The sequence below is a fragment of the Dictyobacter alpinus genome (assembly GCF_003967575.1).
GTDB classification, from domain to species: domain Bacteria; phylum Chloroflexota; class Ktedonobacteria; order Ktedonobacterales; family Ktedonobacteraceae; genus Dictyobacter; species Dictyobacter alpinus.
Genome location: NZ_BIFT01000003.1, coordinates 184,871 through 199,150 on the forward strand (window position 1 = coordinate 184,871; position 14,280 = coordinate 199,150).

15 protein-coding genes are annotated in these 14,280 nt (G+C 53.3%); 4 read left to right on the top strand and 11 right to left on the bottom strand.

The annotated features are described in order from the left end of the window. The first annotated feature begins 314 nt into the window (after positions 1-314). From EL633_RS36055 to EL633_RS36065, 3 genes are all read left to right on the top strand, one after another. On the top strand, positions 315-1,406 hold the full coding sequence (locus tag EL633_RS36055) for a hypothetical protein (protein WP_126632160.1): 1,092 nt from the start codon (positions 315-317) through the stop codon (positions 1,404-1,406). A gap of 111 nt (positions 1,407-1,517) precedes the next feature. Continuing rightward, entirely contained in the window at positions 1,518-1,799 is a 282-nt protein-coding gene (locus EL633_RS36060) for a hypothetical protein (RefSeq protein WP_126632161.1), read from the top strand. Beyond that, positions 1,796-2,566 (top strand): hypothetical protein, encoded by a 771-nt coding sequence (locus EL633_RS36065; RefSeq protein WP_126632162.1) that lies wholly within the window; start codon positions 1,796-1,798, stop codon positions 2,564-2,566. The genes EL633_RS36060 and EL633_RS36065 overlap by 4 nt, the downstream gene beginning before the upstream one ends. 781 nt (positions 2,567-3,347) lie before the next feature. On the opposite strand, the gene EL633_RS36070 is transcribed toward EL633_RS36065, so the two are convergent. Next, positions 3,348-5,279, bottom strand: a complete 1,932-nt coding sequence (locus tag EL633_RS36070) for a hypothetical protein (RefSeq protein WP_126632163.1) — start codon at positions 5,277-5,279, stop codon at positions 3,348-3,350. A gap of 212 nt (positions 5,280-5,491) precedes the next feature. On the opposite strand from EL633_RS36070, the gene EL633_RS36075 reads away from it, so the two are divergent. Beyond that, positions 5,492-5,755, top strand: coding sequence for a hypothetical protein (locus EL633_RS36075; RefSeq protein WP_126632164.1), 264 nt, complete (start codon positions 5,492-5,494; stop codon positions 5,753-5,755). 241 nt (positions 5,756-5,996) lie between these two features. On the opposite strand, the gene EL633_RS36080 is transcribed toward EL633_RS36075, so the two are convergent. From EL633_RS36080 to EL633_RS36120, 10 genes are all read right to left on the bottom strand, one after another. Continuing rightward, the gene (locus EL633_RS36080) at positions 5,997-6,524 is read right to left on the bottom strand and encodes a hypothetical protein (RefSeq protein WP_126632165.1); all 528 of its coding nucleotides are present in this window, start codon (positions 6,522-6,524) and stop codon (positions 5,997-5,999) included. 105 nt (positions 6,525-6,629) lie between these two features. Beyond that, positions 6,630-8,135 carry an HsdM family class I SAM-dependent methyltransferase gene (locus EL633_RS36085; protein WP_161982733.1) on the bottom strand — a complete coding sequence of 502 codons (1,506 nt, stop codon included), beginning with the start codon at positions 8,133-8,135 and terminating at the stop codon, positions 6,630-6,632. A 164-nt stretch (positions 8,136-8,299) separates the two neighbouring features. Continuing rightward, positions 8,300-8,689 (bottom strand): response regulator, encoded by a 390-nt coding sequence (locus tag EL633_RS36090; RefSeq protein WP_161982734.1) that lies wholly within the window; start codon positions 8,687-8,689, stop codon positions 8,300-8,302. Beyond that, positions 8,664-8,846, bottom strand: a complete 183-nt coding sequence (locus tag EL633_RS36915) for a hypothetical protein (RefSeq protein WP_161982735.1) — start codon at positions 8,844-8,846, stop codon at positions 8,664-8,666. The genes EL633_RS36090 and EL633_RS36915 overlap by 26 nt, the downstream gene beginning before the upstream one ends. 31 nt (positions 8,847-8,877) lie before the next feature. Continuing rightward, entirely contained in the window at positions 8,878-9,684 is an 807-nt protein-coding gene (locus tag EL633_RS36095) for a hypothetical protein (RefSeq protein ID WP_126632168.1), read from the bottom strand. A gap of 47 nt (positions 9,685-9,731) precedes the next feature. Then, positions 9,732-10,568: a hypothetical protein gene (locus tag EL633_RS36100; RefSeq protein WP_126632169.1), complete on the bottom strand. Its 837-nt coding sequence runs from the start codon at positions 10,566-10,568 to the stop codon at positions 9,732-9,734. A 66-nt stretch (positions 10,569-10,634) separates the two neighbouring features. Beyond that, positions 10,635-11,498 carry a hypothetical protein gene (locus tag EL633_RS36105; RefSeq protein ID WP_126632170.1) on the bottom strand — a complete coding sequence of 288 codons (864 nt, stop codon included), beginning with the start codon at positions 11,496-11,498 and terminating at the stop codon, positions 10,635-10,637. A gap of 82 nt (positions 11,499-11,580) precedes the next feature. Further along, positions 11,581-12,048, bottom strand: coding sequence for a hypothetical protein (locus EL633_RS36110; protein ID WP_126632171.1), 468 nt, complete (start codon positions 12,046-12,048; stop codon positions 11,581-11,583). Continuing rightward, complete coding sequence (locus EL633_RS36115; protein WP_126632172.1) at positions 12,045-12,404, bottom strand: hypothetical protein; 360 nt, start codon at positions 12,402-12,404, stop codon at positions 12,045-12,047. The genes EL633_RS36110 and EL633_RS36115 overlap by 4 nt, the downstream gene beginning before the upstream one ends. A gap of 279 nt (positions 12,405-12,683) precedes the next feature. Continuing rightward, on the bottom strand, positions 12,684-14,280 hold a 1,597-nt coding region (locus EL633_RS36120; protein WP_126632173.1), incomplete at its 5' end, for a sigma-70 family RNA polymerase sigma factor.

Consider the following 14,280-nt stretch of genomic DNA (forward strand, 5'->3'; position numbering starts at 1 on the left):
GCTTGGAGTGCTGTCCTGGCGGCCACAGCAGAGCAACGAGCGAAACTCCTGCATTATTTTCGCTATGCAGCTCCAGAAGAAGAAAAAGATCATGCGCGAGGCGAACAACAACAGGGATGAATACCCCTTTTCGGGAGAAAAACGTATTTTGACACGGTGGATCTGCTGCATGCAGATTCCACACACATCACGTTGTGACGGAACGAAGAAATGCTAGCGCATTTCGCTGGCGGCCTTATCCTCATCAGTACTGGCAGAAGATTACATCGTCACGCAGTAACAGGATAAATAAGCTTCTACAGAAGGAGCAGCGTATGAAACAACAGATAGCATTAAAAAGTCACCACCCCGTTCGGAAGCTTGAACCGGAAGATATTCAGTGCCTGGGGGAGTGTGTGCGCGATCTGGTAACGTGCCTGAGCTATGGCACTCGTACCGAGGCCTCAGAAGCAGACTTGTTCCGTGAGGCTATTGATGCTGCTGTATACATCCTCACGCTTCGCCAGGGAAGTCGCGCATCGCTCAAAGAGTTCTACGAACAAAGAGGGTACGGTCCCCCTGAGTACCTGCCGATCTCGATGGAGGAGCTGGCCCAGCAGATCATTATCCACTCAGACGAAGCGCCGCGCTCCCTACAGGAGATGCGTTCGCGCGTCCAATTTGCGCTTGCCCTCGATGCTACCTGCGTCGAGGCATATATACTCGAAGGGTATCTTGAGGAACGCCAGGAACACTACCAGAAAGCGCTGGCTTCTTACGAGCGGGCGTTGCTCTGTGCTTCCGAAAAGCTTGGACCTGATGCTTTTAAGCCAGCGACGAGAAAAGAGCATCAGATCCATTTCTGGTATAGCGCTGGCACGAGACCGTACATGCAAGCACGGGCGGCCATTGCTTACGTACTCTGGCGCAAGCTCGGAAAAGCACAGGAGGCCAGTGAGCACTTCCGAGCGCTGTTGGAGTTGAATCCTGGAGACAATCAGGGCAACCGCTATGCGATCATCTGCTGTCTCCTGGAGGAAGGCGACGATAAGGAACTTTCCAAGGCGCTGCAACGCTATTTTGTCTATGTCGATGAGAGTGGGGAAAAGATGGATCTGAGGGAGACCTGCTGGTGGTATACCAACGCGTGCTGGAAATTCCGTCGTGCTTCTTCGGAGCAGGAGCGCTCCTCCCGCCAGGCAGCCTCGAAGGCACTACGTACAGCCTTTCAGAACAATAAGCATGTGCCCTATTTTCTGCTTCACCCAGAAGCATTGGCCGACTATGGAGAGCCTGACTATTACGGACACGGAGATGAGCGAGAGGCCGTCTGGTATGCCAGTTTTGCACTCAAGAGTTGGCAGCAAACGCCTGGTGGATTGGATTGGCTCGAACAGACCGCCAGACGCGCGGGCCTCGCGGTGTAGAGGAGAGAACAACGCAGGAAAGGGTTGTATTTTCGCGGAAGGGGTGCTATAATTCGAGCGCAAGTGCTCGAATTATAAGAAACAGCGAAAGATAGAGCTCGGAGAAAATTGATGCCTTCGCATGATCCCCTCGCACTCTATATGACCGTTGAGGAGACCGCTGGTGAGCTGGAGCTAGCACCAAGCAGCATCCGACGTATGGTTGCAGAGGAACGTCTCTCCTCTCGCTCCGCAACGCCAGACGAATGCGCGGCTCTGCTCGCTATGGGGCGCATTCAAGGCGTGCCCGGTACCGGTGTGCGCCTGATTCACCAAAATGCTATCGCGCAAGCGAAGCTGCGTCCCAAACGCGGCAGGCCACAGCAGAAGATAACAAAAGGAAAGATGTCATGAACGAAGCATTGAGGTTGGCACTCACGGAGATCTCAACGAGCAGCAATCCGCAAGTGGTTCTTACCGCTCTCTGCGACCCTCTGACCATCGCGGAAACGTTCGATACATTAGCGCTACCACCTACAAGCTTTATCTCGATGAGCTACCTGCACACACCTCTCTTTCCCGATCTCGTACGTGGATTGTGTCACCGTCTCTGGGACAACTTCATTCAAATGGGAAATGGAAACGCCCTTCGCCTTCTCTCGGAAGATGATCTGGAGGAACGCAGTGATAATCTGGTGGTACAGAGAGCCATCGAGGCACTCGTTCCACTCAGCAAAAAGGGCGACCCACAGCTCGCCCTCTTGATTGACGCATACTGCACAGATGGCTGTACTCCAGCAGAGCGGAGAGACTTGGGGCTCAGTCGAGCATTAGACAGGCAGGATCAGCTTGATCTTTTGTCTATCTTGATGCGAGAACAGGTTTGGCCCAGGCGTCTTTTGCAAAGAGGTACATTTCAGGGAATGAAATACCCTCCATTTATCATGCATCTCGATCACGTCGAGCGCCTGGTCCACTGCGCCCCTCTGGATGTCGCCCAGTTCACGAGTGCGCTTTGCTATCTCATCGATGCAATGGGCGAGAGGTTCACCTTATGGCTCAACGCAGTTGGAGATACTCCCGTTCTCTTACAGGAGATCGAGCAAGCCATTTGTCCTCACTTCGTAGGATACCCCTTGCACAACCTCCTCCTCATAGATCAAGAGAAGCATGAATTGTAAGGAGGAGGTTACAGCACGCTGTGTTCTTCATACATCAAAGTCTCCTGCTGGATAAGCTAAAACGCGGAAAGTATTAGTAGAGGTGAAGTAAAATAAAATAGGCTAGCCCAAAAAGTGCAACTGGCCCTATTCCGCAAATTACAAGCAGCCATGCCAGGCACCCCAGACCCGGCGCGTAACCATAGGAGTTTTTTGCGCTTACAGCAGAAAGCAGATTAATGATGTTGACGACAAGGCCAGGTATGTACCCAAAGAAATATAAAATTAGGGTCAACGTCGCAGCCCTGGTATAATCGCGCGGCATTTCTTTCCTCTCCAATTCGTTCATGAGATCTTTCACTTTCCATAGAGTATAGAAGATGATCACTGTGTATCACAGCATTTCATGACTTCTGGGTAGTTACTTAGGCAGGGTTCCGAGTACAAGTTTAGAGCTAAATATCTCACGTTCACCTCTGACAGTGCTCCAAAAAGGCAAAATTTTTTGCAGCAGATGAAAGTAGTGTGATTTCTCAGGATGATGTTCGTTGGCTCATCATAGAACCATTCATCGTTTGCGTAAAAAGCTTATAGAGCCATATTAAGCTATATAAGTGGCACTCTCTTTTCTCAGATAAATTGAATCTTCCCACGAGTTGCGCAATGAGCTTGTAGCAAACGAGCAATGAAGAAATGGAAGAGATTGTTAGAAACAAACAGGGACTCTCGGCCCTCATGACGAGCTCAGAGGGGCAATGACACCTCGCTCACTTTGCCTGTTTGTTCGTCAGTTCCTCCTGTGTTACTTGATAGCGAGAAAGGTAGGGACGCCTGCCACGGAAACACGCAGTTGCGGTGGTCCCCACCAGGCATTACAGGCGAACCTGTCGGACCACCTCCAGCGGTAATGCGAACGTACTTCACGAGGGGGGCGTGGTGGTGGGAAAACCTTCTCAGGACACTGGACAAGCGCGATGATCTCGGTGTGTTGATGACGCCAATGGGTGGCCCAGGTGCGGCGAAGCGCTCGGCCTGCGACATCCACCCATCGTATTGGTCCGAGAAGGACAGGCGTTTGCTCACACGCAACCGAGGTAGGTGAGGGCAAGAGGCGACGGACAGCGCTGACCCGCCGAGCACGATTGCCTTTGGCACCTTTTGCCAAACATTGCTCTCGCAGAGAACAGCATTGACAGTCAGTCTGATACGCGAGGTAGACAGCGCGCTGAGTGAATGCATTTTCTTGGCGTACTTCGCTCAACCACAGGCTTGCTCCCGCTGGACAGCGAAGCTTGCCATCCTCTTGTAACGTGAAGGCATCGGCCCCGAAGCGTCCAGTAGCTCGTCCGAATGCTGCAGCCCACTCCCATGGCCCATACGCCTCAACTGGCTCTTCAATGGTGAGAAGCACAGGAGGTGTCTCTTTCGGGGACGCCCATTCGATCTCACGGAGCTCTGTTTTTTGCAGAGCCTGCCCAAGCGAGAGCCGGAGGTTCCAAATCCATTGACACGCGACCTGCCAGAGTTCCTGTCCGCACTCCGTGTACGAACACCAGCGATCAGGGTCTTCTTCGACATCCTCATCCGCAAGCACGGCCTCAAAGGCTCCTCGTCCATGATAAAGATCAAGCACATCCTCGACGAGAAACCCTTCGAGTGGCAGGGTGGTAAGGAAGATCTCGTAGACCCATTCACCGATGTGCTTGCCTACCGAAATCCTCTTGCCTGACTGCGGTGCGCGGTGTCGGGCGACAATGACACGGATGGTAGGCATCCCTTCGCTTGGTGAGAGCCAGCCACCATCAAACAACTCAACCGCTTCGTTTGTGCTCACCTGGGTGACACATGCGGTTGGCGGGTGCGCAAGCACGCATTGCATGTGCGGATGCTCTAGCACTCGATACCCTCTCGCCCGCGTGACCAGATGGACGCCTGCTTCAATCAAGAGCGTTATGGCGACGGCATCACCATATTGCCCGTCGAGGCGCACGAGAGCGACTTTTGTGGGAAGAGCAAAGAACTCCAAGTAGGTCGTGATGGCACGAAGGGCCGAAGCGAGTTCTCCTTGATAGTCGCCATTGCCTCGACCTGCATAGGTGCCGATCCATTGGCGAGTATGCATCTGGAGAGCGACCGTACGTGTGCGAACGACCTCCCCTCGCTTTCGTCCGGTGAAGCCAGGCCCACAGACCGCATTGAGCCGGCGACGAGGGGCTGGCAAGGTGGGATCACAGGGCAAGGCGCGCTGGCGTGCGGCCTGGCGGGTGGCATCCACATCAAAAACGAGGTAACGGCATCCTTGCCGATCCCAAATCCCCCCGATGGACTCATTGGTCCACCGCTGGACAAAGCTGTTCTGCTCGAAGAGCGCGCGAAACGCTTCCAGACAGGGAGGGTCTACGCTTGCCAGAAAACGGCTCAGCGTGGCACGATGGGGAAGATCTGCACGTCCAAACAGAGCCATGAAAGCGGCGCCAAAGGGCGTGACTCGCTCAAAGAACGCTGCTAAGGTTCGTTCCCCGCTGATCGCATACCCCAACAGGAGCGCGAGAAAATCAATCGATTCATAGCTGCCGAAGCGTCCGCGCACCAGGCGAACCTGATGAGTGAGGGCATCAAGAAGCCCCGTGGTTGCCAGGTGCTGGGCGACCATTACAACTTCGGCAAACCACGTAGGTACTGAGGGGCGCTCATCTGGGGAAGTTTGAACTTCAATACACGGGTTGGGTATCATACGTCGTAAGACCTCCTTCTGAGAAAAGATGTTGTTATTTCCTCAGTAGAAGTCTTTTTTCTGTTTTTCTGCTAGCTTGCTTACATCTCGTTGCGTATCCCGTGGGATCTTTCCCACTTTTGGTGATGTCTGATCGCTTGCTATAAATAAATCGGTGGATCGTTGTACAGAGATAAGACCACTTTTGCAGAAAGATCAAAGAGAAATTGACAATGAAGATGAAATGGTATCCCTACAGTTGCCCCCAATGCAAGCGACGATGGAGTGTGACAGGCCAGCCTGTCGATCCGCCGCTCGTGGAGATCGATGGGGAAGTAATTGGCTATGCCTTACCAGAGAATAAACGTTGTGAGACCTGTATTGAGTGGGAGAGCGCGTGTGAGGTCGCAATCGCTGCCGGTCAATTGCTTCCACTCCTACCACGACGCGGACATGGACCGCGTGGGTTGCTTCCGAGGGGGAAGGAGCCACTGTAATAACTTCTCAGGTTTTACCAAAAGTGGGACAGATCCATAAATTTTCTTCGGCCTATAGAGCGGTTCTAAGCTCTATCCACGAAAATTTATCTGAGAAAATCTGCTTGTTCGACTTGTTTTGTAGTTACTACTGAGAACCTTTTATAAGAGAATGGCAAATAAAACCCTAAGAAACCAGAGGTATTGAAGACATTAGAGAACAGGAAGGGGTGCAGATCCGAGCGGATCTGCACCTTTGCTTTCACGAGGCGCTTGCTGGTATATGGCACGCTGGCAAATCGGGCACGACAAGACTATTTCCATGCCCATAACTGGTAATGGTCCATGCCCCTTCCGCGTTCTGGTGGAGGACGATCTGGAATGGGTACGGCTCCTTGAGCTTACGACGCACAACAGAAAAGATGTACTGGTAGGCGCGCTCCCCTTGCCGCTTATGCTCCATCAGGTGAAATGCAGCGATCCGCCCAGAGCAGGTATCCACGCTCTTGGCCTCACGCAAGAAGTCATTGGGCATGATCAGCACTAACAGGGATGTATCAAGGCTGTTATATGCCTGCAGGTTGTCGTCCTCCTTCATCGCCAGCAGGAAATTGTTTGCTACCTCGGAAGGACTGAGAGTGCTGGGGGTGCTCTGAAACGAGAAGCTGGCAAAGGATGTAGCTCCGACATGCTTGATGAGTAGCAGGCCCACTATCGTAGCGCCAACGCAGAGAAACAAGAAAACTATGAGCAAAAGGATCAAGCACCAACCCCCAAATGATCTGGACATGATAGCCCTCCTATATATAAAGAAGGGAAAGAGCCTTTCCTGTTGCAAGAACAAGCTCTTTCCCTCGACATCGATGATTTACAGGCCACAAGTCAAGCCAATGGCTCAATAAAACTTCGCCCGCCGGCCACCCTTCTGCTGGCGAGTATCGGTATTCTCCCTATAGGTATCAGCACACAGCGAGTGATTTCCACTGGCCTCGATTTCTTCTATTGAGACGAACCAGGATCGTTCCGCTAAGGCCCCCGTCTCTGTAAAACCGGTGATGCGCCGAAACGGCGGTACGCGGCCTCCCGTTGCCGGGTTCACGTCCACTTCCTCCATGGAGGGCATAACATACCGCGTGCCTGGATACCGATTGTCTGATGAGTACGTTGCCCACCAACTGGCGTCTGTGAGTTCCGGTAGAGGCGGTATCTGTCCTGAAACGACAGCATATTGTGTGCGCACATCCCATAAATCGTTCTTCGTGGGAGTGGCTTGGCGTTTTGCGTCAAAGGTGTATCCATCCGCAGAAACCCGATAAAACAACACATCATCGCCGGTATATCCGCCTTTGTGAAAAAGCAAGAGTGAGGTTTTCACGTTGGCCTGGGGGAGAAACACCCCCGGAGGAAGCGAGACGACCGCCTTCAACTGGTGCTCCTGCACCAACTTCTTCCGTAGCGCGACGGCGGCCTGCGATGAATTGCGTACGACTCCTTCTGGTACCAGGACAACCGCGCGGCCACCATCTCGCAGAAGCTGCAATGTAAGCTCGACAAACAGCAGTTCGCTCTCCAGTGTCCCCGCCTGGCGCAGCGTTGCACCGAGATCTGGCACATCTGTGTAGGTACCAAAGGGCGGGTTTCCGAGCAAGACATCAATGGTGCCCAACTCATGATTGGTCAGCCGCTGGTTGAAAACACTTCCCAAAGCATCGCTACAGCGAACATACGGCCTGTCTGCACCGCATAAAAGGAGATGCGCATAACAGGGAGGAAGCATCATCGAATTAAAGTCGAAGCCGAGAAGCGCTCCTTCCCGCACGCCACTTCCGACCTCCTGGGATAAGATGCGTCCAGTATCAAGAAGCCATAAGGGGGAGGTGTGAGAATGTTGCATGTGCTGCCCGGCGGCGACCAGGAGATTTCCGATACCGCAGCTCGCGTCGATGATACGCTCGTGGGTCTGAGGGCGCGCCAGATCCGCCATCAGATACGCAATATGCAGAGGGGTCATGATCTGGCCAGCTTTGGGCTGAAACGCTCCTTCCCTTTCCGCCCAGAGAAGCACTGCTTCAAACGCATCCTGCAGAGTAAGGCTCTCTTCACACAGCAGATCAACAGCATCCATCAGCCGATAGAGAATATTCGGCTCCACGCGGACAAATGCCTGATCGGCATCGGACAGGCATGATTCCGGATCGAGTGAACGAAGCCAGCGTACAACATGCGTCCGCAGGTGTTGACAGCACTCGTGAGGATCTAGACTCGCCATCTGTTTAATGATGCTCCAATGGCAGGCCTCGGCCTGATCATCGACGAACAGCGTGTCCTGTGCGCCGAGCCGAAATGAGCGTTCCTCAAGAGCTTTGAGAATGAAGAAGTAGCTAATGAGATCTAGGCCCATCAGCGTATCGCCAACACCAGTCGCATAGATGTGATGCCATATCTGTTCGATTGCTTTTGCCTCTTTCATAGGTCTCTCCGTTCTCCAAACAAAAAATGCGAGCCAGGTTGCCCTGGCTCGCGTCACTTCTAGAAAAACTTTTGAGGAAAATCACCTTCCCTCTATCAACAGGGTCCAGATGGCAGGTGCTGCCGGATAAGCCTCACAATCTCCTGAACTTTGAAAGGTTTGGTGATGTACTCATCTGCTCCAGATCGCCACGCACGCAAGCGATTCACGAGGCCACGTCGCCCGCTGATGATGAAAATGGGAAGAGAAACGCCTGCCGGATGAGCCCGCACGCTCTTTATTACCTCAAAGCCGTCCATACCTGGAAGAGTAAGATCGACGAACAGAAGATCTGGCATCCTCGTTTCGCATGTGACAAAGAGTGCATGAAGCAGTTGATGCGAACTATGGAAGCATTTTACTTCGTAGCCCTCACGCCCGAGGGCTACTTTGAGGATCTTACGAATAGTTGGAGAATCATCAACGACAACAATCAGCCGAGCCATATGTGTGTCCTCCTTGTGTCGGACACTCCAACGTGCTATACTCATAACCTTCGGTGGAGTCGTCCATCGCCTGGCGATCCCGCTGCTGGTCGGTAAACTTGTGAGCGGGATCGCTGGACATAAAAAAATCGCCCGCCGGTACCCCGGTGGCGAACACTTCAGCTCTTTACGGGCGAGCGACCGTGCTGCTAAAAACGCCCAATGAGAAGCTGAACCACGCTTACAATGATGAAGCCAAGAGCGACATCAGTCAGCGGAAAACCCTCGAATGTGACCTCTGTATCCTCATCCCCCTGCTCTTCACCAGTATCGCGCTCATATGAAAGTTGACAGGCAAGGAATATCCCCAGGCCACCAACTAGGTACGCGAACAGCAATGCAGCTCCGTGTTGCCCGGTCGTGGATGGATAGCCAAACAGGATGGTGCCGGCCAGAAAACCTATGAGGATCGGAACAAACTGCAACAGGGAGACAACGACAAGCGATTGCCACGCGAGCAGGCGCATATGCTTCTCCTGCTGGTAGCAGTGCCGTATGTACACGTAGGGCCAGCCGAGCATAATGATACCTTTTCGCAGCGCCTTTATCAAACGACACCCCTGACGCCTGTATCCTCCGCCGTTCGCTCGCTGCATGAGGCAGACAACGAGATCAGCATGCAGAGCACGACTAGGAAGAAGAAGGAAACGATCACCCAGACGACAGGCCTGGCAATCGGGGGAGTCAAACAAAGACTCAAGCTCACGCAGTTCATCTTCCGTTCCAGTGATCTCTATGCCGCCCTGCGGATCATAGCGCTCTTGCAGATACGCTTGGGCATCGCTTCCCATGCCAACATCCATGATATTGATGAGATAGGCGCTACCCTTCTGGCCCTTGAAGTAGGGACCATACAGGGCAAAAGCCTCCTCGTCGTCGCGCTTGATCACATCTTCGATCTCTCGAAGGTCCACAGGGTCAGTAACGCTGTACAATACGACAGAATCAATGTGCATTGGGTATATCCTTTCCTCTCCATCGCTGGAGCATAAAAAATGCCAGTCTACTTCTGGCGAATGTGTTGATCATAAATGGAGTGTGACTCCTCCAGTTGGCGAAGTGCTCCGTGGGTGTTATAACAGACACCAGCCAAGTTCAGGCACAGCTCATGTAGCTGGCGAGAAAACAGCGGGTGGTTGCTGAACTCGCCAAAATCGACGTAGCCGCGCCAGACCATCTCTTTGAGCAGCGCGAGCTGCATGGCTTCATAATCCCCGTCTTTCGCCTCCTCTGACAGCATCGCTCCCGGCTGATAGGGAATGTCGAGCACGAGCGAGGCGAGCTCGACCCAGTTCACACGTTCCAGGCTCATGCTGATAAACTCGTGAAACAAAAAACAGCTTTCAGGGGTTCGCATGAGCAGAGGTGTGCGGAAGGTAAAGTATAAACGTAGTGCATTGGCCACCTGATCTGGTGTTTCATGCCAGTCACGTCCGATGCTCTTGACACGAAACATGAGGCGATCATCCTCAGCGATGGACTGCCAGAGTATCCCTGTCTCAGGAGTCGAATAGTCATCTTCATCGTTTGGAGCAGCTGCGTCCGATGCTTTTAGATACACGGCATGCTCGCCCCGTAGCGCCCAATCCACAAGTGAGTATTCAACCCGATCTAGTCGGTAGTTGAACAGCGCTTCGTAGACCGGGCCGTAGACGCTATCCTCCTCGAACACCGGAGGCTGGCTATACTTTATTTCGCCCCGAAGCACACGTTCAGGTGCTGCCGCATCTGAACGGCGCTCCTGGTGTACCTTGATCATGCGCTCTCGCAAATCGATTCGTGTCGCCCATGCCAAAAACAGGAGCGTTTCAGCATTGGTAGACATACCATGAATGGACATAATGATTCTCCTTTGGTGTTGATGATGTAGTAAAAATGAAGAGGGACGCAGCGATCCCGGTGGTGCTCAGTGCGCTTCGCCGTTGATTAAAAACAGCCGCAAAGCCTTCGTAGTCTCACGGCAAAGATCGGCCAGGAACAAGGCCTGTGTTCGTTCAGGTTCTGGTAATTGCTGGCCTACGTCTAAGGCTTCATCACCTGTCACTCTGAACACTTCGCCCAAGTACTCGGCTGCTGCTCCAGCCTGTCTTTCCTGCTTTCTCATCGAGCAACAGCCCTCCTTGCCGGTAGACGGTTGTTCCCCCAGCGTATTGGCTGCAATCACATGCCAATCGACATTGCGCAGGCTGATACGTAGAAGTTCAACGAGAAAAAAGGGTACCTGAAGAGGCCGTGCCGCTAGCTCTAGATACCAGCCGAAGAACGATTGCAATTCGCGGGCACCACGGCAGACACCGGCGTTCCACGTTTGGCTCAAGCGATGCAAGCGGTCGTGAAGCGGAGGATGCGACGACGCCACACGCCAAAATGCGTCGGTCTCGTCCGAGTACTCGGATTTCTGCTGGTGCTCCGAGTACTCGGAGCTATCCGAGAAAAACAAGGCACAGATGGGATTGGCCAGGCCCGCTAGTTCAAGAGCCCATGCCACGCGGGGGAAGTCAATGTAGGTGAGTCGATGCGCTACGAGTGCCTCAAAAAGCGGACCGTAGATGGGATCACGTTTGAAACAGCCCAACGCTAATGCTATTTGTCCGTGAACCAACTCTTCAGGAAACACGGGTTGCCGAGGCTGGTTCCAAGACTCCCGATCTGGGTATTTCCAGGGCTGCTCTCTTTGATCTTGTCGTAATTGTTTCTGCAGGTCAAGCATGCTCAACCAGGCAAGAAGCAGCAGCATTTCGGAGTTGGCTCCATGAGCGTGTTTTGACATTTTTCTCCTTTTTTCTGAAAGTTCAAACAAAAGAAAAAGGACAGCACTGGAATGTGTGCTGTCCTTGGAATGGTTCACGGGGCTATTGTCCGTTGAGTGGTATCCTCCTGGCACAAGCAACGAACACAACCGCTTGCGTTGCATGGTCGAGCAGTGCCTGGCGCCACAACCGTCGCCAGGGAGTAAGCGGAAAGTGATGCTCAGACTCCCAGATTGCGAACCTGACCAGGCCACGAGACGCCGCCGTCTCCGGGTCATGCGCGGCCTCTTCTTCCTCTCGTATCGCCGCGAATGCCTTCTGTCGTCTCTTCACGAGCCGAAGCGCAGGTTTCTCCTGTGTCTCGTCGCGTTCGTGCCAGACGCCATCGGAGCCAATAAAGGCCATTGGCAGATGCTCTATACTGGCATGCGGCCTGCCGATTTCATAGGGATGCCAGCGCTCTAGCAACTGCTGCGAGGCAATAGGCTTGATAGCCGCATCTACACGGTCGAACAAGGGAACATTACCTGAGAGAGGCTCGGGGAAAAAGAGCGCCAGGTCAAAATTCATTCTGGTATCCCCTTCCCCTCACTGCACTCTCGCCGTCTCTCGACAAAGGCAGCGGGAATGGACTCAGGAAACAAAACGTGGAGTGCTGCCTGGACAGAATCCTTTGTCCAGACCATGCCATCCTCCAGGAGCTGCCGATACACCCGCGCAATCGTCGGCGGTTTGGTGAGCGCTTCGCAGGCCAGCGCGATTTCCAGCAGGCTGAAGGCACTGGGAACAAGTTGACCGTCGGATGTTGGACTGACATAGTAGGCATGAAAGTTCTCCTCGCTGCCATCGAGGCCTCGATAGCAACTATAGCAATAGGCGTGCTCTTGCGTCGCCTGTTCCCATGTGACCGGTTCAGTCTGAAACAAATGAGAGATGCGGACACGGTTTTTGCAATCAGTACAGAGATAGGCAAAGCATGTACTCCTCCGTTTTTTCTACGAGCCGTTGACCGCTCTGCTCGATATCTGTGTTGATCTCGTGCTCATGCTGTTCCACGAGGCATTGTCCTTTCTAAACAAAAAGACTTGCCTTCAAGAAGGCAAGCCTGATAAAACGTGCATAGCTTTGTTAGAAGCGCGCAGTATCTAAAGCGAATATGAGGAACAACTCCCAGTCTTCGAGGTCTCTTTAGCTCTGGCGCGAGATTATTTCCAGAGCCCGGAGACTCTCGGCGAGGTGCGTAATTTCTGGATGGCCCGTTTCTCTATCTGCCGCACCCGTTCGCGAGTGACCGCAAGTTCGCGACCTGCTTGGGCGAGAGTTTGTTCCTCATCCATTCCCATACCGAATCGCAGTTCTATCACACGCAGTTCGCGCGGGGAGAGTACTTCTGCCAGGATGCAATGAACATCGTCAGCAAAGACCGCTTCTACGACAACCTCTTCAGGTGAGGGAGTTGACACATCAGCAAGAAGGTCGCCAATACTGCGGTCATCCTGCTCATCGGCGAAAAGCTGTTGCTCCAGTGAAAGCGTTGCTGGGAGTTGCTGAAGTGTCGCAAACTGTGTTGCAGAAATCTGCGTCTCGTCGAGGAGTTGTTCTGGTGTTGGCTCTTGCTCCAGTTCTACAGCCAGCCGCTCTCGTACTCGCTGCACTCTGTAGAGGTGTTGATGAACATGGGACGGTAGCCGGATCGTTCGACTCTTTTCCTCACAAGCTCGTCTGATGGCTTGCTTAATCCACCAGGTTGCATGCGTGCTGAAACGGCCACGATCAGGGTCAAACGTGGTGATGGCCCGGAGCAATCCGACATTGCCCTCTTGAACGAGATCTTCCAACGAGATGGTGATGGAGTCTGCATGCGCGTACTTGCGAGCGATACTCCATACCAGACCCTGATTGGCCGTGACAAAGCGCTCACGTGCTTTTTGTGCAGCTTCGCCACCAGCCGCGATCAGGGTCACCAACAGCCGTTCATCATCTGCGGAAAGGAGCACTGAACGGCGTCCAGAAGAACGCATTGCAGGTTTCACTGTTCTATCATCGCCCAAAGCTGGTGGTGAACGGCTACTCACGCGTTGCTTCTCCTCGGGCTCTTGATCATTCGTGGCAGCATCCTGCAGGTGGGCGTCGTGGCACTCATGCACAGCGGTTTCTACAGGGGGCTGAGTGGTGCGACGGCGACGGCGGATCGGCTGACGGCAGCCAAGTTGCGTGGCCCACTGCAAAGCGATTTTTGGGGGAACATCCAGTTTCTCAGCTAACTTCCTTGTTGCTCCCCACTTCCCGAGAGGCGTTTCCTTAACGAAGCAGCGTATGTACTCTGCAGCTTCATCTGTCAAGGTATAACCGGACAAGGCATCTCGCGGTCGTCTGACGGGAACTTCTGCATCCACGAGGCATGGAGACTCTGAGCCCGGCTCGGTCGCGTTCACCAAAGGCAACGGCTCTTGCTGTTCGGCCAGCGGATAATTCGTGACAAGGCATGACCATCCATGAAGCAGCGTCTTCTGAACTCTTGCAAACGCTTCATAGAATGCCATTCTTTTTTGGAGATCATGACCGCTCAGCACATCTCGCGCTACGTACAACCCTACCAGGACGGCATCCAGTGTTTCCAAAGGCGGTATGGGCGCGTTTCGCTCCAGAACCGCTTCAAGGTAGTGCGCTTTGATCACACGCATCTGATTTGCCAGACTATCGATCTGCTCTCTATCAAGCTGACTCCAATCGCCAAGGACTATCGCCGTAAAGGGAGCATTTAACGGAGTTTCCCTCCTCGATTGAGGAGTTGTTGTCATC